This is a genomic window from Streptomyces achromogenes subsp. achromogenes (assembly GCF_000720835.1).
Lineage (GTDB): Bacteria > Actinomycetota > Actinomycetes > Streptomycetales > Streptomycetaceae > Streptomyces > Streptomyces achromogenes.
On sequence record NZ_JODT01000009.1, the window covers coordinates 167,609 to 189,952 of the forward strand.

Here is a 22,344-nt window from a genome sequence, read left to right on the forward strand (position 1 = left end):
CACGACACGGTGACGGACATGCCCCACGGCCCCCATCGCACCCATGGTCCGTCAGACAAGGCGCAGCGGCAGTGACTTGATGCCGTTGATGAAGTTCGACACCAGCCGCCCGGCCGGGCCCGCGAGCACCGGCGGGCCCGGCAGGACGCGCGTCAGCTCCTCGTGCAGCAGCCGCAGTTGGAGCCGGGCGAAGTGGGCGCCCAGACAGACATGGGGGCCGTCCCCGAACGAGACATGCGGGTTGGGGGAGCGCGTCGGGTCGAGCCGGTCCGGGTCCGCGAACACGCGCTCGTCCCGGTTGGCCGAGGCGTGGAACACCACGACCTTCTCGCCCGCCCGGATCCGGCGGCCCGCCAGCTCGGTGTCCCGCACGGCCGTCCGGCGGAAGGTCAGCACCGGCGGATGCCAGCGCAGCAACTCGTCCACGGCGGACGGCAGGCGGGCCGGCTCGGCGCGCAGCATCTCGTACACCTCCGGGTGCTCCGCCAGTGCCAGCAGCCCGCCCGGGGCCGCGGCGCGCACCGTGTCGTTGCCCGCCACGGTGAGCAGGAAGAAGAACATCTCCAGCTCGGCGCGGGCGAGTCCGCCGTCGTGGGCGAGCGTCGTCATGATGTCGTCGGCCGGGTGCCGGCGTTTGTGTTCCGCGAGCTGTCCGGCGTAGTCGAACATGTCCCGCAGCATCGCCGGCGACCGGGGATCGACCGGCCTGCCCGTCCGGTCCGGCACCGGCGGGGCGGCCTCGTCCGGGTCCTGATAGCCGATGACCCGCCGGGTCCAGTCCAGCAGCAGCCCCCGGTCGCTCCCCGGGACGCCCAGCAGGTCCGTCAGGTTCAGCAGGGCGTACTCGTCGGTGACGGCGGCCACCAGATCGACCGTGCCGTCCCCCTCCCGCGCCCGCGCGCAGGCGTCCGCGAGCAGCCCCCGCGCCCGCGCACGGGCGACGGCCGCGAACCGCTCCACGCGCCCCGGCGTGAACGCGCGGCTCACCAGCCTGCGCAGCCGCCCGTGCCCCGGCGGATCCTGGTTGAGCATCATCCGCCGGATGAACGGCAGGTCCTCAGGATCGGGGTCCCGGATCTGGGTGGCGCCCGCGTACGAGGAGTACGTTCCCGCGTCCTTCAGTACGCGCACGACGTCCGCGTGCCTCGTCACCGCCCAGAATCCCGGCCCGGCCGGCCAGCCGAGCACCTCCGGCTCCTCCTGCCAGGCCACCGGATGATGGTCGCGCAGCAGGCGGTAGTCGTCGTAGGGCACCCCGGCGGCGTACCGGCGCGGATCGAAGACGTCCGGGACCGGCGGGGCCGCGCGCCCGCTCACGCCCGCCCGCCCCGGCCCGCGCCGTCCGTCTCCCCGGCCTCGTCCGCCCGCAGGAAGTCCTCGACCACGCGCACCAGTTCCAGCGGGGTCTCGTCCATGGCGTAGTGGCCGGCGCGGGAGAGGACCGCCAGCCGCGCGCGCGGGTACCAGGACAGCCAGGTCCGCCGCATGACCTCCGGTGACAGCGCCGGATCGAGCGCGCCGGCCACGGCCAGCGCGGGTACCTCGCTGCCGACGGTCTCGGCGCTGAAGTCGTCGCCCGACCAGGACTCCAGCCAGGCCCGGAACGCCTTGGCGTCGCTCCGCTCCAGCGAGCGGGCGACCATCCGGTCCAGCCAGGCGGCGGGCCGGTCGCCGCCGGTGGTGAAGTCGATGATCGCGCGCCGGTTCTCCGCGCGGTGTGCCGCCCCGGCGAACAGCTCCGCCTGCTCTCCGGCCAGGGGAAGGCCCGAGGCGGGCACGGGCGAGACGCCCACGATCCGGCGCAGCCGGTCCGGGGCCACCGCGAGCAGCCGCTGGGCCACCGCGCCGCCCATCGAGTGCCCGACCACCGAGAACCGTCCCCAGCCGAGCCGGTCCGCCAGCTCCACGAGGTCCGCGGCGGCCTCGGCGGTGGTGTACGCGCCGGTGGCGTCCCGGGCCTCGCCGTAGCCGCGCAGGTCGACCAGCGCGTAGGAGAAGGACGTGCGGTCGAGGTCCGGCAGCACGGGCGCGTACGCGGACCGGTCGGCGAACCAGCCGTGCACGGCGAACACCTTGTGGGCGCCGTCGCCGTGCACCTCATGGGGCAGCACGAAGGAGGTCATGGGCCTACCGTGGCCCCCGCGCGCGGGCACGGCAAGGCGGCCAACGCCACAACCCCCGCCCAGGTTCCCGGTTTCGCCGACGGTTCACGCGATGGTGTGATCATGTGCCTTGGTGCGGATGGGGTTTCGGAGGCGCGGGTAGGGCCCCGGCCATGACGCAGCCGTTCGAACTCCCGCACTTCTACATGCCGTACCCCGCGCGGCTCAACCCGCACCTGGACGAGGCCCGCGCCCACTCGACCCGGTGGGCGCGCGAGATGGGCATGCTGGAGGGCTCCGGGATCTGGGACCAGGCCGACCTGGAGGCGCACGACTACGGACTCCTGTGCGCCTACACCCACCCCGACTGCGACGGACCCGCCCTCTCGCTGATCACCGACTGGTACGTGTGGGTGTTCTTCTTCGACGACCACTTCCTCGACATGTTCAAGCGCACCCAGGACCGCGCCGCCGGCAAGGCGCACCTGGACCGCCTGCCGCTGTTCATGCCGCTCGACCCCGGCGCGCCCGTGCCCGAGCCGGAGAACCCGGTGGAGGCGGGCCTGAAGGACCTGTGGGCGCGCACGGTGCCGGCGATGTCCGCGGACTGGCGGCGCCGCTTCTCCGTCGCCACCGAGCACCTGCTCAACGAGTCGATGTGGGAGCTGTCCAACATCAACGAGGGGCGGATCGCCAACCCCGTCGAGTACATCGAGATGCGCCGGAAGGTGGGCGGCGCCCCCTGGTCGGCCGGGCTCGTGGAGTACGCGACCGCCGAGGTGCCCGCCGCCGTCGCCGGCACCCGCCCGCTGCGCGTCCTCATGGAGACGTTCTCCGACGCCGTCCACCTGCGCAACGACCTGTTCTCCTACCAGCGCGAGGTCGAGGAGGAGGGCGAGAACAGCAACGGCGTGCTGGTGCTGGAGACGTTCTTCCGGTGCACCACCCAGGAGGCCGCCGACATCGTCAACGACGTCCTCACCTCCCGGCTGCACCAGTTCGAGCACACCGCGCTCACCGAGGTGCCCGCCGTCGCCCTGGAGCAGGGTCTGACCCCCGCCGAGGTGGCCGCCGTAGCCGCCTACACCAAGGGGCTCCAGGACTGGCAGTCCGGCGGCCACGAATGGCACCTGCGCTCCAGCCGCTACATGAACAAGGGCGCGCGCACCGGCTCGCCGTGGCAGGTGCCGAGCGGCCTCGGCACCTCGGCCGCCGACATCGGCGCACTGCTCGCGTCGGCCGCGCAGGACCGCCTGCGCTCCTCCTCCCACGTGCCCTTCCAGAAGGTCGGCCCGTCCCGCATCCCCGACCTGTACATGCCCTTCGAACTCCAGCTCAGCCCCCACCTGGACCAGGCCCGCGGCCACCTCGCCGACTGGTGCCACCGCATGGGCATCCTCCAGGAGGGCGTCTGGGACGAGGACAAGCTGGCCGCCTACGACCTCGCGCTGTGCTCCGCCGGCCTGGATCCGGATGCCACCCCCGAGGCCCTCGACCTGAGCGCGCACTGGCTCGCCTGGGGAACCTACGGCGACGACTACTACCCGCTGGTGTACGGCCACCGCAGGGACCTGGCCGCCGCCCGCCTGACCACGGCCCGGCTCTCGCAGTGCATGCCGGTCGAGGGCGAGGCCGCCGTCGTCCCCGGCAACGCCATGGAACGCGCGCTGATCGACCTGTGGACGCGCACCACGGCCACCATGACCACCGACCAGCGGCGCACCCTGAAGTCGGCCGTCGACACGATGACCGAGAGCTGGGTCTGGGAACTGTCCAACCAGCTCCAGAACCGCGTCCCGGACCCGGTCGACTACCTGGAGATGCGGCGCGCCACCTTCGGCTCGGACCTCACCCTGAGCCTGTGCCGGATGGGCCAGGGGCCCGCCATCCCGGCCGAGGTGTACGCCAGCGGCCCGGTGCGCTCCCTGGAGAACGCCGCCATCGACTACGCCTGCCTCCTCAACGACGTGTTCTCCTACCAGAAGGAGATCGAGTACGAGGGCGAGATCCACAACGCCGTCCTCGTGGTCCAGAACTTCTTCGGCGTGGACTACCCCTCCGCGCTGACCGTCGTCCAGGACCTGATCAACCAGCGCATGCGCCAGTTCGAGCACGTCGTCGCCCACGAACTCCCCGTTCTGTACGACGACTTCGCCCTGTCCGAGGAGTCCCGGACCGCCATGGCGGCCTATGTGCAGGACCTGCGGAACTGGCTGGCGGGCATCCTGAACTGGCACCGGTGCGTCGACCGGTACAAGGCCGAGTGGCTGGGCCGCCGCGCCCACGGCTTCCTGCCGGACCGGCCGCCCGCCGTGCCCGCCCTGTCGCTCGGCTGACGGTCGCGCCGCGGACACCGGGCGCGTGCCCGCGGCCACCGCGAGGGAACTGACGCCGCACCTGGCGCCGTTGACCGTACCGCCGGTCCTGCGGCCCGCCACGGACGACGTCCTGCGTGAGACCGAGATCGCGTCGCGCCCGGCCTGGGTGCGGCTCCACCCGCAGCTGCCGCCGACCCTGATGTGGGGCTACGACGGACAGCGGATCATGGGCCGCTTCGACGGCGGGTACGGCAGGTTCATGTACCACTGCCATCTGCTGGAGCACGAGGACATGGGCATGATGCGGCCCTTCGTCGTCATGCCGCCCGAGGCCCTGAAGTTCTCCCACGACGGCGCGCACGACGGCCACGGGCACACCGGCTGACCGACGGCGGCCTCCCGGCCGGATCGCCGACCGGGGGAGCCGAACGCGGGTGACGGAGGGGGCATGCTGCCTCGTCTGCCGTGATCAGGCATGACTACCCTCCGCCACCCTCCGGCCAGTCTCACCCTTTCGTGTCTCGTCACGGCCCGCCGTTCCGGGTAGAGCACCAGCCGGAGGCGAGCGAACCATGGAACAGACTGCGTTGCGTCCCAAGCCGATGCCCGGACAGAACCGGCCGGAAGCGGGCGGCCAGGGCCCCGTCCGCCGCCCGCACGCCGCGCCCCGGCGCGGACGGCGGACGCGGACCCTGCTGCTCGGCCTGGGCGCCGGCACGGCGGTGCTGCTCTCGGGCATCGGCATCGGCCTCGTCGCCGCCGCGGTGACCGGCATCACCGGACCGGCCGGGCCGCCCCGCCAGGCCCCGCCGCCCGTCCCCGCGGCCCACACCACGGCCGCCCCCGCCCCGCCCGGCGCGACCCTCGGCGTGGAGGTGGCCGACGGCGAGAAGGCGGGCGCGCTCGTGGTGGCCGTCCACGTGCCCGGCCCCGGCTACACGGCCGGCCTGGTCCGCGGCGACCTCGTGCTCCAGCTCGGCGCGGCCCGCGTCGACACCGCCGCCGACCTCGCCCGCGCCGTCACCCGGTCCCTCCCCGGCAAGGCGGTGCTCCTCACCGTGCGCCACGACAGCGGGGCGTACCAGCAGCTGACGGTGACCCCGGGGCTGGTCACCTGACGCCCCCGCAACCGGTGCGGCACCCTGTGAAACCGCTGGTCACCAGCCGTCCCACGCGTCATCATGGGCCCATGCCGAGCCGCTTCGCCGCGTACCGCGGGACGCCCGTTCCGGGGATCCGGTCGCGTGGGTCCGGCCGGGCGGGCAGGATGCTGCCCGAGACGTCAGCGCCCCCTTTCCCGAGCAGTGCCCGGAGGCCCGGATGACCGGTACCACGCCCGCGCCCTTCACCGCCGCCGACTACCGGGCCCGCATGGACCGCGCCGTGCGCTCCGCGGCCGACGCCGGCCTCGCCGGACTGCTCGTGGCCCCGGGCCCGGACCTCGTGTGGCTCACCGGCTACACCCCCACCGCGATCACCGAACGGCTGACCGTGCTCGTCCTCGCCCCCGGCCGCGACCCCGTCCTCGTCGTGCCCACCCTGGAGGCCCCGGACGCCGAGCAGGCACCCGGCGCCCCCGCGCTGACCCTGCGCGACTGGACCGACGGCACGGACCCCTACGCCGTCACCGCCGGCCTCCTCGACGACCGCGGCCGGTTCGGCATCAGCGACAACACCTGGGCGATGCACCTGCTGGGCCTCCAGCGGACCCTGCCCGGCACCTCCTACGCCGCCCTCACCGACGCCCTGCCCATGCTGCGCGCGGTGAAGGACAAGGCCGAGCTGGACCTGCTGGCCGCCGCGGCGGCCGCCGCCGACCAGGCGTTCGAGGAGATCCGGAAGCTTCCCTTCGCCGGCCGCCGCGAGTCCGACGTCGGCCGGGACCTCGCCGGCCTGCTGCGCCGCTTCGGCCACGAACAGGTCGACTTCACCATCGTCGGCTCCGGCCCCAACGGCGCCAACCCGCACCACGAGGTCGGCGACCGGGAGATCCGGCCCGGCGACATGGTCGTCCTCGACTTCGGCGGCCTGAAGGACGGCTACGGCTCCGACACCACCCGCACGGTCCACGTCGGCGAACCCACCGAGGAGGAGCGCCGGGTGCACGACGTCGTACGCGCCGCCCAGGAGGCCGGCTACCAGGCCGTACGCCCCGGCGCTGCCTGCCAGGACGTCGACCGCGCCGCCCGCGCGGTGATCACCGACGCCGGGTACGGCCCGTACTTCGTCCACCGCACCGGACACGGCATCGGCGTCACCACGCACGAGCCGCCGTACATGATCGAGGGCGAGGAGCAGCCGCTCGTGCCCGGCATGTGCTTCTCCGTGGAGCCCGGCATCTACCTGCCCGGCCGCTTCGGGGTGCGCATCGAGGACATCGTCACGGTCACCGAGGACGGCGGCCGGCGCCTGAACAACACCACCCGCGAGATGGTCACCGTGGACTGAGACACCCCGCGAGACCCCACCCCGACGACACCGGAACGGCGACGCGCGCACCCATGACCCAGGCACCGACACCCACCGCGGACACCGTCCGCAGACTGGTCCGTTCGCTGCTCAAGGAGGGCCGCGACGGCACCGGGGGACCCAGCGTGCGGCCCGTGACGCCGGAGCGGCGGTACACGTGGTGGATCGGCGACCGCCATGTGCTGCGCCTCGCACCCGACCGGGAGGCCTCCACGCGCCGCCGGCGGGAACTGCGGCTGCGCGACCTGGTCCGCCCGCACCTGCCGGTCGCCGTCCCGGTCAGCGTCGCGCACGGCGACTGGGCGCCCGGTCTCGCCTACACCCTCGACACGCGGGTGCCCGGCGGCACGGCCGACGAGTACGACGTCTCCGCCGTCGGCGAGGCCGACCTGGCCGGGCTGCTCGGCGGGCTGCGCGCGGTGCCCGTGCGCCCGGCCGAGGCGCTCGGCGTGCCCCGCGCCGCACCGCGCTCGCTGGAGGCGCTGCGCCGGATGGCCGTGCACGCCGCCGAACGGCTCGCCGCGGCCGACGAGTTCGACGCCGCCCGGCTGCACCAGCTCGCCCCGGCGAACGCGGCCCGGCTCACCGCGCAACCCGGTGCCGCCGTCCTCACCCACCACGGGCTGACCGGCGCGCACGTGGTGGTCAGCGCCGACGGCAGGGTGCGGGGCGTCCTGGACTGGACGGGGGCGGCCCTCGGCGACCCCGCCGAGGACATCGCCGGGCTGGCCGTCGCCGTCGGCTCCCCGGCGGCCGTCCGCGCCGCCACCCTCGCCGGCTACGGCGCCCGCCCCTGCCTGCGCGGCCTGTGGCTGGCCCGCTGCGACACCGTCATCCGGTTCGCCGACCACCTCCAGGGCCGCACGGCCGGCTCCCCGCCCCTGCTGCGCACCCGGCTGCGGCGCGCCTGGGAGCCGATCCTGCTGGAGCGGGTCACCGACTTCCCGGAGAACGAGCCGGAGCCCTGAGGGCGGCCCGGGCCCCTGCGCCTCAAGGCTGGGTCAGCACCACGCAGGACTCGGCGGGCACGTGGAGCAGACCGTCCGGGCCCGGCGCCGGCACCGGCTCCCAGGCCGCCAGGACCTCCACACCGCCGGTGCCCAGCGGGATCGCCGCGGTCTGCTTGCCGAGGTTCACCGCCACCCGTACGTCCCCGCGCCGGAAGGCCAGCCAGCGGGCCTCCTCGTCGTAGGCCACCCGCGTGGCGGCGAGGTCGGGGGCGGTGAGGTCCGGCTGGGTGTGGCGCAGCGCGATCAGTTGCCGGTACCAGGCCAGCACGCGCGCGTGCGGCTCGCGTTCCGGCTCCGACCAGTCCAGGCAGGACCGCTCCCGGGTCGCCGGGTCCTGCGGGTCCGGTACGTCCTCCTCGGCCCAGCCGTGCTCCGCGAACTCCCGCCGCCTGCCCCGCCGTACCGCCTCGGCCAGCTGCGGATCGGTGTGGTCGGTGAAGAACTGCCAGGGCGTGCCCGCCGCCCACTCCTCGCCCATGAACAGCATCGGAGTGAACGGCGCGGTCAGGGTCAGCGTGGCCGCGCAGGCCAGCAGGCCGGGGGAGAGCAGCGCGGCGAGCCGGTCTCCCTGGGCGCGGTTGCCGACCTGGTCGTGGGTCTGGCTGTAGCCGAGCAGCCGGTGCCCGGCCACCCGCGTGCGGTCCAGCGGGCGGCCGTGGTGCCGGCGCCGGAAGGACGAGTACGTGCCGTCGTGGAAGTAGCCGCCGGTGAGGGTCTTGGCGAGCGCGGCGAACGGCTGCCGCGCGAAGTCGGCGTAGTAGCCCTGGGCTTCGCCGGTCAGCGCGGTGTGCAGGGCGTGGTGGAAGTCGTCGTTCCACTGCGCGTGCAGCCCGAGCCCGTTCTCCGCGCGCGGGGTGATGAACCGCGGGTTGTTCAGGTCCGACTCGGCGATGAGGAACAGCGGCCTGTCCACCTCCCCGGCCAGAGCGTCCACGGCCGCCGACAGCTCCTCCAGGAAGTGGCACGCGCGCGTGTCGTACAACGCGTGCACCGCGTCCAGCCGGAGCCCGTCGATCCGGTAGTCCCGCAGCCACGCCAGCGCGCTGCCGACGAGGAACGCCCGCACCTCGTCCGAGCCGGGCGCGTCCAGGTTCACCGCCGAGCCCCACGGAGTGGTGTGCGTGTCCGTGAAGTACGGCCCGAACCGCGGCAGATAGTTGCCCGACGGGCCCAAGTGGTTGTGGACGACGTCCAGGACGACGCCCAGCCCGAGTTCGTGCGCCCGGTCCACGAACCGCTTCAGCGCCTCGGGGCCGCCGTACGGCTCGTGCACCGCCCACAGCGACACCCCCTCGTAGCCCCAGCCGTGCCGTCCCGGGAAGGGGCACAGCGGCATCAACTCCACGTGCGTGACACCCAGTTCCACCAAGTGCTCCAGCCGGGCCGCGGCGGCGTCCAGGGTGCCCTCGCGGGTGTACGTGCCCACGTGCAGCTCGTACAGCACCGCGCCCGGCAGCCCGCGCCCCTCCCACCGCGCGCGCCACTCGTGGCGCCCGTGGTCCACGACCGCGCTCAGCCCGTCCGGGCCGTCCGGCTGGCGGCGCGAGCGCGGGTCGGGCAGCACCGGTCCGTCGTCCAGCGCGAACCCGTACCGCGCGCCGTCCGCCGCCTCCGCCTCACCCGTCCACCACCCCTCGCGCGCGGGATCGCGCGCCAACGCGCGCGTGGTGCCCTCACAATGGAGCGTCACCCGGTCTGCCTGCGGTGCCCACACCTCGAACTGCACGGACGGTTCCCCTTCGTCTGCTCACCGTGATGTTTAGCGGCCCCCATCGTGCCGCCTGGGACGATCGATCCGCTCATCAATTCGCCCCCGGCGGGCTGGTGTCGCGGAAGTACCGGCACCGCGACGCCGGTTCCGTGTTTTCTGGACACCCGGTGTTCACTGTCCGACAATCACCAGCGTGACGTCGTCCTTCGAGTTCTCCACCTACCCCGCGCGCCTGTCCGACGCGGAGCGGGACAAGGCGCTGCGGGTGCTGCGCGACGGCGTCGCCCTGGGCCGGCTCTCGCACGACACGTTCGTGCGCCGGATGGAACTGGCGCTCGCCGCGCGCCGCTCCGACGAACTCGCCGTCCTCGTCGCCGACCTGCCCCAGGAGAACCGCTTCTCCCGCGCGGTCCTCGGCACCGTGGAGGCCGTGTCCGGGTTCACCGTCCGGCTGCGCCGCGCCTGGCAGGCCGAGCGGCTGCCCAAGCTGCTGCTGCCGCACCCGGACCACAGCCACCTGCTGCGCATCGGCCGTGATCCCGCGAGCGGGCTGCGCCTGAACCACGAGACGGTCTCCCGCGTGCACGCCGAACTCCGCCGCCAGGGCGGCCTGTGGGTGCTCAGGGACCTGGGCTCCACCAACGGCACCACCGTCAACGGCCGCCGGGTGACCGGCGCGGTCGTGGTCCGCGAGGGCGACCAGGTCGCCTTCGGCCGGATGGCGTTCCGGCTCGCGGTGGGCTAGGACGCCGACCGGTCCTTTTCGAACGGGCGAACGGGTGTACGCGCGGGCCGTCCCGAACGGGTGAGGGCTCTCGGGAAGTCGGGCCGCCGTGCCGATGCAACCGGCATGACTCATCACACCAGAGCGACAGCGTTGGCCGGTGCCCTGCTGGCCGTCGCCGCCCTTCTCACCGCCGGACCGGCGCAGGCCGCCACCCGGGAAGCCCGCGCGGACACCTGGCTCTATCTGACGGTCACCAAGGGCAGCGCCCGGACCGGCGCGGTGCGCGGCACGCTGCTGCGCTGCGACCCGCCCGGCCCCCACGCCCGCGCGACCGAGGCCTGTGCCGAACTCGCCGCCGCGGGCGGTGACATCGGACGCATCCCGGCCGAGAACGTCTTCTGCCCGATGATCTACGCCCCGGTGACCGCCCGGGCACTCGGCCGGTGGAACGGCCGGACGGTCGCCTTCCGGGAGACGTACACCAGCGCGTGCGTGATGAAGGCGCGCACCCGGCACGTCTTCGCCTTCGACGACTGACGCCGGGTCCCGGCCGGGCGGCGCACCGGCCGCACCGGCTCACGCCACCCGCTCCCGGGCCTGCCGGGCCGCCACCAGCACCGTTCGCGACTGGTGCTCCACCTGGTGCTCCAGCGGCACCCAGCGGGCCCGGAACCGCTGCGCGAAGGCGTCGCACCAGGCGGCCACGAGCCGTTCCAGGCGCGGCGCCGCCCGGTCGTCCGCCTCCCGCAGCACCCGCAGCAGCATCGCCGCGGCCCGCAGCGGCAGCCGCCGGCCGAAGGCGTCCACACTCCCGACGTACGCCATCGTGGTGCCCGCCGGAGAGGTGTGCGCCCAGTCCTCGGCGAGGCCCGGGATCAGCTCCAGCGCCCACCGCGCGGCCCGCAGCAGCGGTCCGTCCACCCCCTCCAGCCGGGGCAGCGCCTCGGCGAGGACCCGCTCCACCTCCCGGGCGTCCCGCAGCAGCCGGGCGGCCAGGCCGCGCAGGGCCGCCTCGGGCTCCGGGTGCGGGGCCGGGTCGTCCACCAGGTCGCTGGCCCACATCGGCACCTCCACCACGGCCGTCAGACCGCCGTACCGGTGCGCGTGGTACCAGGTGCTGTGCCGGGCGTCGTCCGGCATGCTCGGATAGGGCACGCCGCTGTCCGGGCCTGGCATCACATGCACCCCGGGTCCGGAGGCCGGCCAGCCCGCCGCGTCCGAGGCCCCCGTCTCCACCGGGATGTGCAGCTCCGCCGCGGACTTCGCGAACGGCTCGGCGAGACCCGGCACGTCCTTGGTCAGCTGCACCCAGCTGCCGCCCAGGTCGGTCCCGTGCAAGGTCACTTGGAGATACGGCCGCAACTCGTCTATGACCCTGGTCAGCGTCCGGGTCTCGGGCGGCAGCCGGTCCGGCGGCAGCACCGACGGGGACCATTCCGGCTGCTCCGCGCCCGTCGGCCGGTAGAAGCCGAGGTGGTAGTCGAGCAGGCTGCGCGGCGCCGGGGTCACGTGCAGGCTCGCGCCGTCCGGGTCCGCGCACAGCAGGAAGTGCCAGGAGGTGCCGGCCCGCAACTCCCGGTCGGACAGCACGCGTTCGGCGAGCACCAGCAGGGTGGAGCCGCCCGTCGGCTCGTTGGCGTGGGCTCCGGCGACGACCAGCACGGCGCGGCGGGCCTGTCCCACCGACAGCAGGTGCAGGGGTCTTCCCGCGCGCGAGACACCGACCTGGCGCAGCGCGCACAGCCCGGGTTCCCGGGCCGCCAACGCCTGGGCGCGGGCGAACATTTGGGGAACGCTGGGATAGCGCAGCTCCGGCAGAGGACTCACCCCCGTACTTGTCCGCCCGGCTTCGCCCTCCCAGTCCCGCACGCGACGGGGGAACTGTCAAGCAGTCGGCGGCGGAGGCGGACGGGGGCGTGCGGAGGCGGACGGGGGCGTGCGGAGGCGCGGAGCCGACGGAAACCGGACCACTGTGTGCCACGAGCGCACCACCGGTACGACAGGAGACCCGTGAGCGCACTACGGGTGGGGCGGTCGCCCCGTGGCGCGCCACCGGTACGCCGGGAGATCGGTGAGCCACCGGTACGCCAGACGTCCCGTGGCGCGCCGCCGGTACGCCGGACGCAACCTGCCCTCAGTCCTCCGTGACGCGCTCCAGCAGGGCCACCGGGGACCGGTCCAGCAGGTCCGCCAGGCGCGCGTGGCCGGTGAATTCCCGGCCCGGGGCGAGCACGTCGGCCCAGCGGCCGGGCGGCAGCGGCAGCAGCGTCTCCCGCCAGCCGCCCGCCTCCGCGAGCCGCAGCGACAGCCGGGTCACCGCCGTGACCACCTCACCGGATCGCGCGAACGCCAGGCAGTGGCCGGCCGCCGGCCCCTCGGCGTCCAGCGGCTCGTACGACGCGTCCGCGCCGAACGCGTCCGGACGCCGGGCGCGCAGCCGCAGCGCCGCCGCCGTCAGCGCGTCCTTCTCGCCGGGCGCCTCGGGCGGGAACGCCACCGGCCGCCGGTTGTCCGGGTCCACCAGCGCCCGGTACTCGCCCTCCGTGCCCTGGTACACGTCCGGCACCCCCGGCATCGTCAGATGCACCAGCGCGGTGCCCAGGACATTGGCCCGCACATACGGCTCCAGCGCCTTGCGGAACGCGGCCACCCGCTCACCGGGCGGACCGCACGGCCCGGCGGAGACGAAGGCCGCCACCGCGTCCTCGTAGGGCGGCTCCCGCTCCGTCCAGCTGGTGTACATGCCCGCCTCGCGCGCGTGCTTCAGCAGCGCCTGCTGGATGCGGTCCTCCTCGGCCGGGCCCAGCCCGAACACCGTCTGCCAGGCCGCCCAGGCCAGCTGTCCGTCCGGTGCGCCCTCCTCGGCCAGGCTCACCTCGGCGAGCAGCTCCGCCCAGCGGTCCGGGCACTCGGTGAGCACGGCCAGCGCGGCGCGCACGTCCGCGCTGCGCTTGGTGTCGTGCGTGGAGACGACCGTGCCGGTCAGCGGCCGGTCGCGTTGCACGCGCGCGCAGTACGCGTGGAACTCCTCCGGGGACACGCCCGGGCTGCCCGGGTCGCCGCCCACCTCGGTCGCCGACAGCAGCGGCACGTAGCGGTAGAAGGCGGTGTCCTCCACCGACTTGGCCCGCAGTGCCGACGCGGTCTGCGCGAACCGGGTACGGAACTCCACCCGGTCGGCGTGGTCCGGGGCCGACGGGTCGCCGGGCGGCTCGACCAGCAGCCGGCGCACCACGGAGACGGCCTCGGCCTCCTCCGGCACCACGAACGCCAGCCGGGCCTCCTCGGCGGCCTCCTCGGTGATCACGGCGGAGGCGTCGGTGGAGGCGTACGGCCGGTAGACCCGCAACCGCACCAGCAGCTCCTCCACGGCCGTGCGCAGCGCCCAGGGGGCGCGGTCGCGCAGCGAGAGGTCGGGCGAGCCGGCGCACAGCCGGGCGGCCACCCGGGTGAGCCGGTCCGCCTCCGTCGCCAGCTCGTGGGTGAGCACCTTGTACGCGGCCCGGCGGGCCGTGGCCTCCCAGTTGCCGCCCCGGTCCGTCTGCGGGGCCGCGAACGCCCGGTAGCGGCCGAGCAGTTCGTACGCCCCGGTGCGGTCCGTGAACAGGCCGTCGACGTGCCGCAGGGCGTCGTAGCCCGTGGTGCCCGCGACGGGCCAGGCGGCCGGCAGCTGCTCGCCGTCGGCCAGGATCTTCTCCACCACCGTCCAGCGCCCGCCGGTCGCCTCGTGCAGCCGGGTGAAGTAACCGTCGGGGTCGGCGAGGCCGTCGGGGTGGTCCACCCGCAGGCCGTCGAACACACCCTCGCGCAGCAGCCGCAGGATCGTGGCGTGGGTGGCGTCGAAGACCTCGGGGTCCTCCACCCGCAGCCCGATCAGCTCCGAGATGCTGAAGAACCGCCGGTAGTTCAGCTCGGTACGGGCCAGCCGCCACCACACGGGGCGGTACCACTGGGCGTCCAGCAGCTCGGGCAGCGGCAGCGCCTCGGTGCCCGGACGGAGCGGGAAGGCGTGGTCGTGGTAGCGCAGCACGTCGCCGTCCACCCGCAGCCGCTCCAGCTCCGCGCCGACCGGTCCGCCGAGCACCGGCAGCAGCACCCGGCCGCCCTGCGCCGTCCAGTCGATGTCGAACCAGCGCGCGTACGGAGACTCGGGCCCGTCGCGCAACACCTCCCACAGGGCGCGGTTGTACCGGGGCACCATCGCCATGTGGTTGGGCACGATGTCCACCACCAGGCCGAGGCCGTGCTCCCGCGCGGTGCGGGCCAGCGCGCGCAGGCCCTCCTCGCCGCCCAGTTCCTCGCGCACGCGCGCGTGGTCCACCACGTCGTAGCCGTGCGCGGAGCCCGGGACGGCCTCCAGGACCGGGGACAGGTGCAGATGCGAGACGCCGAGCGACGCCACGTACGGTACGGCCGCCTCGGCGGCGGCGAACGGGAAGGCGGGCTGAAGCTGCAGCCGGTAGGTGGCCGTGGGCACCCCCGGACCGGGACGGGCAGGAGTCATGGGAACCTACGTACCCCGCCCGCCGTCTTTCGTGTCATCGGCCGGTGCCCGGATCACGCCCGCGTGTCCAGGTTCGAGCGATGGGGACGACGGGAAAGCCGAGGCGGGGCCGCGCGGGGGACGCCTACCGGCGGGTGATCGGGCTGACGGGGCCGCTGCTGCCGTGCGTGTCGTTCCTGGGGCGGCTGCCGACGGCCACCATCCAGTTCGGCAGCGTGCTGCTCGTCGCCCGCACCCACGGCTCGCTCACCACGGCCGGCCTGACCGGGGGCGCGCTCGCGCTCGGCGAGGTGGTGTGCGGGCCACTGGTGGGGCGGCTCGCGGACCGGCACGGCCAGCGCACGGTGGTGCTCGCGTTCTCGCTCGTCAACGCCGTCGCCGTGGCCGTGCTGGTCGCCGGCGCGCTGGCCGGGCTGCCGGCGCCCACGCTGGTCCTCCTGGGGGCCGTCGCGGGCGCCACCGTGCCGCTCGTGGGCCCGCTGGCCCGGGCCCGCCTGGTCGCGCTCGCCCGCCGCTCGGGCGCCTCCGAGGCGACGGTCGGCGCCGCGCTGTCCTTCGAGAGCACCCTGGACGAACTGTCGTTCGTCCTCGGCCCGGCGCTCGTCGGCCTGGCCGCGGTACTCGCCCATCCGGCCTACGCGATGGCCGCGGCGGCGGCCCTGGTGGCCACCTGCGGCACCGCCTTCGCCCTCCACCCGACGTCCCACGCGACGACCCCCGCCGACGAGCACCCCGGCCGGCCGGCTGATCCGCCCGTGCAGGCGCGCGTGGAGGCCGTCCCGCCCGGCTCGCCCTCATCCGTCCCCGGTGTGACAGGCCCGCTCCGGACGCGTCCTCCCCGCCCCCCGATGCCTCCCGGCGTGCCCGGCCTGTTCGCCGCGCTGGCGCTTCAGGGCGCCGTGTTCGGGGCCTGTCAGGCGGGGATCACGGCGTTCACCGGGCGGCTCGGGCAGGCGGACCAGGCGGGGCTGGTGTACGCGGCCATGGGGGTGATGAGCGCGGTGGCGGGGCTCGCGATGGCCGCCGTGCCGGAGCGCGTCGGCGCCCGGACGCGCTGGCGGCTGGCGACCGGCGCCGCGCTCGCGCTGTCCCTGCCGCTGCTCGGCGCGAGGGGGCTGCCCGCCCTGTACGCCGTCGTCACCGTCCTGGGCGTCGCCTACGCCCCGCACCTGATCACCGTCTTCGGCCTCCTGGAGCGCGCGGTCGCGCCGTCCCGGCTGGCCGAGACGATGGGCGTGGCCACCAGCGCCCTGGTCGGCGGCCAGGCCCTGGCGGTCGCCGTCACCGGACGCCTCGCGGAGACCCACGGCCCCGCGGCGGCCTTCGCGGTGGCGAGCGCGGCGGCCGGGCTCACCTTCGTCCTCGCCCTGACGGTGCGCCCGGCCACGTACGCGGGCGACCCCGGGAACGCGCTCCCCGCGCGCGTGCCGGACACCCCGCCGGCCGCCCGTGACCGGCGCCGCGACTGACGCGCTCCCCGCGCGCGTGGCGGACACGCGGCCCCGCCAAGGGGCCGCGCCCTACTCCGCGGGCCGTTGCAGCACCGTCAGGCTGCGGTCCGGCAGGGTGAGGCGGTCGCCGGCCGCGACCTTCTCGCCCGTTCCCGGCTCCACCCCGTCCGGGCGGGCCGTGTCCACCACCACCTGCCACTGCCGGCCGTGGTCGACCGGCACCACGAAGTCCAGCGGCTCGGGAGAGGCGTTGAACATCAGCAGGAAGGAGTCGTCGGTGACGCGCTCCCCGCGCGGGCCGGGCTCGGAGATGGCGTTGCCGTTGAGGAACACCGTCAGCGCGGAGGCCTGCGCCGAGTCCCAGTCCCGCTGGGTCATCTCGCCGCCCTCGGGAGTGAACCAGGCGATGTCGGACAGCTCGTCGTGGGTGCCCTCCACCGGACGGCCGTGGAAGAAGCGGCGCCGCCGCAGGACGGGGTGGTCCCGGCGCAGCCACACCATCGCGCGCGTGAACTCCAGCAGTTCCCCGTCCTCCGCCGGCCAGTCGATCCACGACAGCTCGTTGTCCTGGCAGTAGGCGTTGTTGTTGCCGCGCTGGGTGCGCGCGAACTCGTCGCCGTGGCTGATCATCGGCACGCCCTGGGACAGCATCAGCGTGGCGATGAAGTTCCGCATCTGCCGGGCGCGCAGCCGCAGCACCCCGGGGTCGTCGGTGTCTCCCTCCACCCCGCAGTTCCAGGACCGGTTGTGGCTCTCGCCGTCCCGGTTGTCCTCCCCGTTGGCCTCGTTGTGCTTGTCGTTGTACGCCACCAGGTCGTGCAGGGTGAAACCGTCGTGGCAGGTGACGAAGTTGATGGAGGCCAGCGGGCGGCGGCCGTCGTGCTGATAGAGGTCGGAGGAGCCGGTCAGCCGGGAGGCGAACTCGGCCAGCGCGCGCGGCTCGCCCCGCCACAGGTCCCGGACGGTGTCCCGGTACTTGCCGTTCCACTCGGTCCACAGCGGCGGGAAGTTGCCCACCTGGTAGCCGCCCTCGCCCACGTCCCACGGCTCGGCGATCAGCTTCACCTGGGAGACCACCGGGTCCTGCTGCACCAGGTCGAAGAACGACGACAGCCGGTCCACCTCGTGGAACTGCCGGGCGAGGGTGGCGGCGAGGTCGAAGCGGAAGCCGTCGACGTGCATCTCGGTGACCCAGTACCGCAGCGAGTCCATGATCAGCTGGAGCACGTGCGGGGACCGCATCAGCAGCGAGTTCCCGGTGCCCGTGGTGTCCATGTAGTAGCGCGGATCGTCGGTGAGCCGGTAGTACGAGGGGTTGTCGATGCCCTTGAAGGACAGCGTCGGGCCCAGATGGTTGCCCTCGGCGGTGTGGTTGTAGACCACATCCAGGATGACCTCGATCCCGGCCTCGTGCAGCGCCCGGACCGCCGACTTGAACTCCAGCACCTGCTGGCCGCGGTCGCCCCAGGAGGCGTACGCGTTGTGCGGGGCGAAGAAACCGATGGTGTTGTAGCCCCAGTAGTTGTTCAGGCCCATGTCGACCAGCCGGTGGTCGTTGACGAACTGGTGGACGGGCATCAGTTCGAGCGCCGTCACCCCGAGCTTGGTCAGGTGCTCGATGACCGCCGGGTGGGCGAGGCCCGCGTAGGTGCCGCGCAGCTCCTCGGGCAGCTCCGGGTGACGCATGGTCAGGCCCTTGACATGGGCCTCGTAGATCACCGTGTGGTGGTACTCGGTGCGCGGCGGGCGGTCGTCGCCCCAGTCGAAGTACGGGTTGATCACCACCGACGTCATGGTGTGCGGCGCCGAGTCCAGGTCGTTGCGCCGCTCCGGCGCGCCGAAGTGGTAGCCGTACACCTCCTCGCCCCACCGGACCGACCCGCTGACCGCCTTCGCGTACGGGTCGAGCAGCAGCTTCGCCGAGTTGCAGCGCAGCCCGCGCCCGGGGTCGTACGGGCCGTGCACCCGGAACCCGTACCGCTGCCCCGGCATCACGCCGGGCAGGTACACGTGCCGCACGAACGCGTCGCTCTCGCGCAGTTCCACCGCCGTCTCCGAGCCGTCGTCGTGCAACAGACACAGCTCTACTCGGTCCGCGGCCTCCGTGAAGACCGCGAAGTTGGTTCCGGCGCCGTCGTAGGTGGCGCCGAGCGGATACGCCTGTCCAGGCCAGACCTGCATGGATACGACTCTCCCAGGTGTGCCGTCCGCCAGGGGCCGCGTCGCCCCGAGTGTTGTCCGAAAGTGAGGCAACCTCCCGTGGCCCGTCCGGCCTCTTGTGAGGTGACCAGTGCGTGTGGCGGTTCTGGTACCCGCCATACGCCGAACCAGCGGGGCAGAAACGTACTCCCGGGTGTCAAGGGGGAGTAGGGGGAAGATGTGCGCGAGAAAGTGCACCGCCATCTGGGCAAAGTACTGACCGGTGCGGCCCTGGCGGCGGCGGGGACCGCCGCCCTGGTCGCGGTCACCCTGCCGGGCACGGCGGGCGCCGACGAGTCCCGAGGGGCCGGCGGCGGTACGCGGGCCGGGTGGCAGGCCGGGCAGGGCCCGGACGCGGCGCCGCCCGGCGTCGTGGAGCGGGCGCCCGCCGAGGCGGAGCGGGGCACGGGCCGCGATCCGCTCACCGACGACGAGATCGGCCGGGTGGAGAAGGCCGCGCTGGCCGGGCGGCTGTCCGCCCTGGGCGAGGACGCCGCCGGGGAACGCGGACCGCAGCGGCTGAGCGTCGACCTCGCCGAGCCCGAGGCCGGCGAGACGGACGACCCGGACGCACCGCGCCGGGCCGACGTGGCCTTCTACGACTACAGCAACGACACGCTCGTCACCAAGACCGTCGATCTGCGCACCGGGAAGGTCGAGCGGACGGACACCCAGCGCGGCGTGCAGCCGCCACCGAGCCGCGCCGAGAGCGCGGAGGCGGCCCGCCTGCTGATAGCGAGCCCGCTCGGCGCGGGCCTCAAGGCGGACTACAAGGACGCCACCGGCAAGGACCTCACCTCCCCGGACCAGCTGGAACTGAGCGGCGGCATCTACCGGGCCGCGCCCGGCGCCCAGCCCGCCGTCCTCGACGCCTGCGGGACGCACCGGTGCGTACGGCTGTTCTCCAAGGTCAGGAACGGGCCATGGATCGACACCAGGGACCTGGTGATCGACCTGAGCGCCCGCACGACCGCGGCCCTCGACCGCGGCTGAGCGCCCGCACGACCGCCGCCCTCGACCGCGGCTGACCGCCCTCCCGTCCATGACCTCGGCAAGGAGTCGTCCCGTCATGCCCGAACAGCACCCGCCCGGCGGCGCCCGGCCGCGCGCCCTTCGCCGCGCCGCCCGCAAGACCGCGGCCGTCGGCGTGTCCCTGGCCGCGCTGGCCGCCGCCGCGACGGCCGGCGTCGGTCCCGCCGCGGCCCGGCCGCGCACCGCCCCCGCCGCGGCCCCCGGCTGCGGCGCCGCCGCCACGATCGAACAGAAGCTCACCACCGGCACGACCTGGCGGATGTGCTGGCACTACGACAGCAAGGCCGGCCTCGTCCTGGAGAACGTCTCCTACCAGCCCAAGGGCGAGACCAAGCCGATCAAGGTCCTCAACAGCGCCAGACTCGCCCAGGTCCACGTCCCCTACGACGACGGAAAGCACGAGTACTACGACCTGACGGGCCAGGGCTTCGCCCAGGAACTGATGACGCTGTCGCCGAGCGAGTGTCCCGGCGGCACCATCAAGACCGTCAAGGTCCCGGACGGCGACCCGAGGAACCCGAACGTCAAGGGCCTGTGCACGACCACCCGTTCGCGTGGTCACGCCTACCGGATGCACGACGTCGTCCAGTCGGACAAGACCTACCAGCAGCAGGGCAAGGACCTGCTGGTGTACACGGTCAACCAGGTCGGCTGGTACGAGTACATCACCGAGTGGCGCTTCCAGGACGACGGCACGGTCGCCATGAACGTCGGTGCCACCGGCAGCCTCTCCTGGGAGGACTACAACGCCCAGGACGGGCGCGGCTGGCCCATCGGCAAGAACGCCAGGGACTACGCCACCAGCCACAGCCACAACGTCTTCTGGCGGCTCGACTTCGGCCTCGACGGCTCCTCCGGGACGAAGGTCGAGCAGTACGACTCCACCGTCAGCGCGCCCTCCGGGCGGCAGGAGGGACCGACCGCCAGGACCACCCGCACCAAGCCGGCCAAGGAGTTCGCGGGCGACTACAAGACCTACCGCTGGTGGCGGATGGTCAGCGCGACCGGCAAGAACAAGGACGGGCACGCCCGTTCGTACGAACTGGTCCCCGGGCCCACCACCAAGTACCCGGGCCGTCCCTTCACCAAGCACGATCTGTACGTCACCCAGTACGACAAGTGCGAGCTGTTCGCCAGCGACAACCCCAGGTGCGCGAGCGGGCACCCGAAGTCCGTCGACAAGTGGGTGAACGGCCAGACCCTCACCCACCCCGTGGTCTGGGTGAACGTCGGCTTCCACCACATAGCCCGGGACGAGGACCAGCAGCCCATGCCCGTGCACTGGCAGGGCTTCTCCCTCGCACCCCGGGACGTCACCGCTATGAATCCGCTCACTCCCAAGGAGCTGGCATGGCAGAACGGTCACTGGGAATGGCGTAGTTGAGCCGAGCGGCCGGGAAACCGACCTGTCCATCCGGCTGCACCGCCGACCGCTCCCGGAGTAGGCTTCCTTGATCGTTGAGATGGGAAGCCCCGGGAGCGGAAGGCGGTGCACGGGTGGGCTCGGGAGGGCTGGAGCTGCCTCCTGGTGACGAGGGTCACGAGGGGAACTCCGCAGACGTCCCGCCCGGCGCGGTGTCCCTGGCCCGGCCGATGGACGCGGGGTCCATCGGCCCGGAGCTGGACTGGGACGCCGACGCCTGGCGCGAGGTGCGCACCCGCGCCCAGCGGGCCGGCCGGGCCTACATCTGGCTGAACCTCGTCGAACAGCGGCTGCGCGCGGTCGTGGCCGCCGTGCTGCGGCCCGTCTACGAACCCGTCCACGGCGACGAGTGGGTGGTGGCCGCGGCCGGCCCGGCCGGACAGGAGTGGGTGCAGCGGGCGGTCGCCGTCCGCGAGGTCAGCCGCCGCAAGGGCTACCTGCTCGACCCGGCCGACGACAACGTCCTCAGCTTCCTCACCCTGCCGCAGCTGCGCGAGCTGGTGGTGCAGCACTGGCCGTGCTTCGAGCCGTACTTCGACGAGCGCCGGGACCTCGAACTCGCCCTGGACGAGCTGGAGGTGACCCGCAATGTCGTCTCCCGCAACCGGGCCCTGTCCGAGGCGGTGCTCGGCCAGGCCGAGCGGGCCTCGGCCCGGCTGCTGGAGATGCTCGGCGCGGGCGGGGACGTGCCCTCGGCGCGCCGGCTGCCCGTGGACGCGGTCGAGGACCTGGTCGGCGACCGGTACGCGGACGTCGTCGCGGTCCATTCCGACCGGGTGCGGCTGCTGCGCCAGTTCCCGGCCGAGGACATCTTCGGCGGCGCCCGCCGGCTCGACGCCATCGGCATCGGCCTCAACCTGCTGGTGCAGAACTTCTCCGGGCGCCGCCTGCTCCGGCTCGCCGAGTCCGGCTGCCGGGTGCGGCTGCTCTTCCTCAACCCGGCCTCCAGCTCGGTCAAGCGCCGCGAGCGCGAACTGGGGATGAAACGGGGCGAACTGAGCCGCTCGGTGGAGATGAACATCCTGCACATGCGCCGGGTGCGGTCCCGGCTGCGCGACCCGGGCGCCTTCGAGATCCAGGTGTACGACGAGACGCCCCGCTTCACCGCCTACCTGGTGGACGGTGACGGGGCGGACGGGGTCGCGGTGGTGCAGTCCTATCTGCGCGGGGCGCGCGGGATGGAGTCGCCGGTCCTGGTGCTGCGCAACGGCAGCCGGCTGGTCACGCCCGACGATGCCGGAGAATCCGGTCTTTTCCCGACATACCGCGAGGAATTCGAGCTGGCTTGGGCGGATTCGCGCCCGGTGTCCTGACCCACCGGCACCGGGCGGTACGAGGCCGCCGGTGCATTGTCAGTGCCGCGTGCGATGGTGGAGGCACTGGGGGAAAGCACCACCG

At 73.9% G+C, this 22,344-nt stretch carries 17 protein-coding genes; 11 read left to right on the top strand and 6 right to left on the bottom strand.

From position 1 onward, the window contains the following. Window positions 1–51: 51 nt before the first annotated feature. Both IH25_RS0111465 and IH25_RS0111470 read right to left on the bottom strand, forming a co-directional pair. Entirely contained in the window at window positions 52–1,317 is a 1,266-nt protein-coding gene (locus IH25_RS0111465; RefSeq protein WP_030606995.1) for a cytochrome P450, read from the bottom strand. Next, entirely contained in the window at window positions 1,314–2,123 is an 810-nt protein-coding gene (locus tag IH25_RS0111470; protein WP_030606998.1) for an alpha/beta fold hydrolase, read from the bottom strand. The genes IH25_RS0111465 and IH25_RS0111470 overlap by 4 nt, the downstream gene beginning before the upstream one ends. 152 nt (window positions 2,124–2,275) lie before the next feature. On the opposite strand from IH25_RS0111470, the gene cyc2 reads away from it, so the two are divergent. The 5 genes from cyc2 to IH25_RS0111495 all read left to right on the top strand — a co-directional run bounded on the left by cyc2 (window position 2,276) and on the right by IH25_RS0111495 (window position 7,857). Beyond that, a complete protein-coding gene (cyc2, locus tag IH25_RS0111475; RefSeq protein ID WP_030607001.1) occupies window positions 2,276–4,438 on the top strand; it encodes a germacradienol/geosmin synthase Cyc2 in 2,163 nt (720 codons plus the stop codon). A 25-nt stretch (window positions 4,439–4,463) separates the two neighbouring features. Further along, window positions 4,464–4,805, top strand: a complete 342-nt coding sequence (locus IH25_RS43195) for a multicopper oxidase domain-containing protein (protein ID WP_030607004.1) — start codon at window positions 4,464–4,466, stop codon at window positions 4,803–4,805. 187 nt (window positions 4,806–4,992) lie between these two features. Further along, window positions 4,993–5,538, top strand: a complete 546-nt coding sequence (locus IH25_RS0111485) for a PDZ domain-containing protein (RefSeq protein WP_030607006.1) — start codon at window positions 4,993–4,995, stop codon at window positions 5,536–5,538. Between the two features lie 202 nt (window positions 5,539–5,740). Further along, window positions 5,741–6,868: an aminopeptidase P family protein gene (locus IH25_RS0111490; RefSeq protein ID WP_030607021.1), complete on the top strand. Its 1,128-nt coding sequence runs from the start codon at window positions 5,741–5,743 to the stop codon at window positions 6,866–6,868. 53 nt (window positions 6,869–6,921) lie between these two features. Next, complete coding sequence (locus IH25_RS0111495; protein WP_030607024.1) at window positions 6,922–7,857, top strand: aminoglycoside phosphotransferase family protein; 936 nt, start codon at window positions 6,922–6,924, stop codon at window positions 7,855–7,857. Between the two features lie 22 nt (window positions 7,858–7,879). Here the strand turns inward: IH25_RS0111495 and treZ are convergent, their stop codons facing one another. After that, window positions 7,880–9,625: a malto-oligosyltrehalose trehalohydrolase gene (gene treZ / locus IH25_RS0111500; RefSeq protein WP_030607027.1), complete on the bottom strand. Its 1,746-nt coding sequence runs from the start codon at window positions 9,623–9,625 to the stop codon at window positions 7,880–7,882. A 178-nt stretch (window positions 9,626–9,803) separates the two neighbouring features. On the opposite strand from treZ, the gene IH25_RS0111505 reads away from it, so the two are divergent. Continuing rightward, window positions 9,804–10,355 carry a DUF1707 and FHA domain-containing protein gene (locus IH25_RS0111505; protein ID WP_030607028.1) on the top strand — a complete coding sequence of 184 codons (552 nt, stop codon included), beginning with the start codon at window positions 9,804–9,806 and terminating at the stop codon, window positions 10,353–10,355. Between the two features lie 105 nt (window positions 10,356–10,460). Beyond that, entirely contained in the window at window positions 10,461–10,874 is a 414-nt protein-coding gene (locus tag IH25_RS0111510) for an SSI family serine proteinase inhibitor (protein WP_030607031.1), read from the top strand. Window positions 10,875–10,913: 39 nt separating this feature from the next. On the opposite strand, the gene IH25_RS0111515 is transcribed toward IH25_RS0111510, so the two are convergent. Next, on the bottom strand, window positions 10,914–12,164 hold the full coding sequence (locus IH25_RS0111515; RefSeq protein ID WP_030607034.1) for a M14 family zinc carboxypeptidase: 1,251 nt from the start codon (window positions 12,162–12,164) through the stop codon (window positions 10,914–10,916). 307 nt (window positions 12,165–12,471) lie between these two features. Next, window positions 12,472–14,841 (bottom strand): malto-oligosyltrehalose synthase, encoded by a 2,370-nt coding sequence (treY, locus tag IH25_RS0111520; protein ID WP_209445305.1) that lies wholly within the window; start codon window positions 14,839–14,841, stop codon window positions 12,472–12,474. Window positions 14,842–14,921: 80 nt separating this feature from the next. Between treY and IH25_RS0111525 the strand changes: the two genes are divergently transcribed. Continuing rightward, on the top strand, window positions 14,922–16,310 hold the full coding sequence (locus IH25_RS0111525) for an MFS transporter (RefSeq protein WP_051753885.1): 1,389 nt from the start codon (window positions 14,922–14,924) through the stop codon (window positions 16,308–16,310). 51 nt (window positions 16,311–16,361) lie between these two features. Here IH25_RS0111525 and glgX read toward each other — a convergent pair whose 3' ends face one another. Beyond that, complete coding sequence (gene glgX, locus IH25_RS0111530) at window positions 16,362–18,473, bottom strand: glycogen debranching protein GlgX (RefSeq protein WP_030607044.1); 2,112 nt, start codon at window positions 18,471–18,473, stop codon at window positions 16,362–16,364. Window positions 18,474–18,671: 198 nt separating this feature from the next. Between glgX and IH25_RS0111535 the strand changes: the two genes are divergently transcribed. The 3 genes from IH25_RS0111535 to IH25_RS0111545 all read left to right on the top strand — a co-directional run bounded on the left by IH25_RS0111535 (window position 18,672) and on the right by IH25_RS0111545 (window position 22,259). Beyond that, on the top strand, window positions 18,672–19,484 hold the full coding sequence (locus IH25_RS0111535) for a hypothetical protein (RefSeq protein ID WP_030607047.1): 813 nt from the start codon (window positions 18,672–18,674) through the stop codon (window positions 19,482–19,484). 76 nt (window positions 19,485–19,560) lie between these two features. Continuing rightward, complete coding sequence (locus tag IH25_RS0111540) at window positions 19,561–20,907, top strand: copper amine oxidase (RefSeq protein WP_030607050.1); 1,347 nt, start codon at window positions 19,561–19,563, stop codon at window positions 20,905–20,907. A gap of 113 nt (window positions 20,908–21,020) precedes the next feature. Then, entirely contained in the window at window positions 21,021–22,259 is a 1,239-nt protein-coding gene (locus IH25_RS0111545) for an SAV2148 family HEPN domain-containing protein (protein WP_030607054.1), read from the top strand. Window positions 22,260–22,344: the final 85 nt, after the last annotated feature.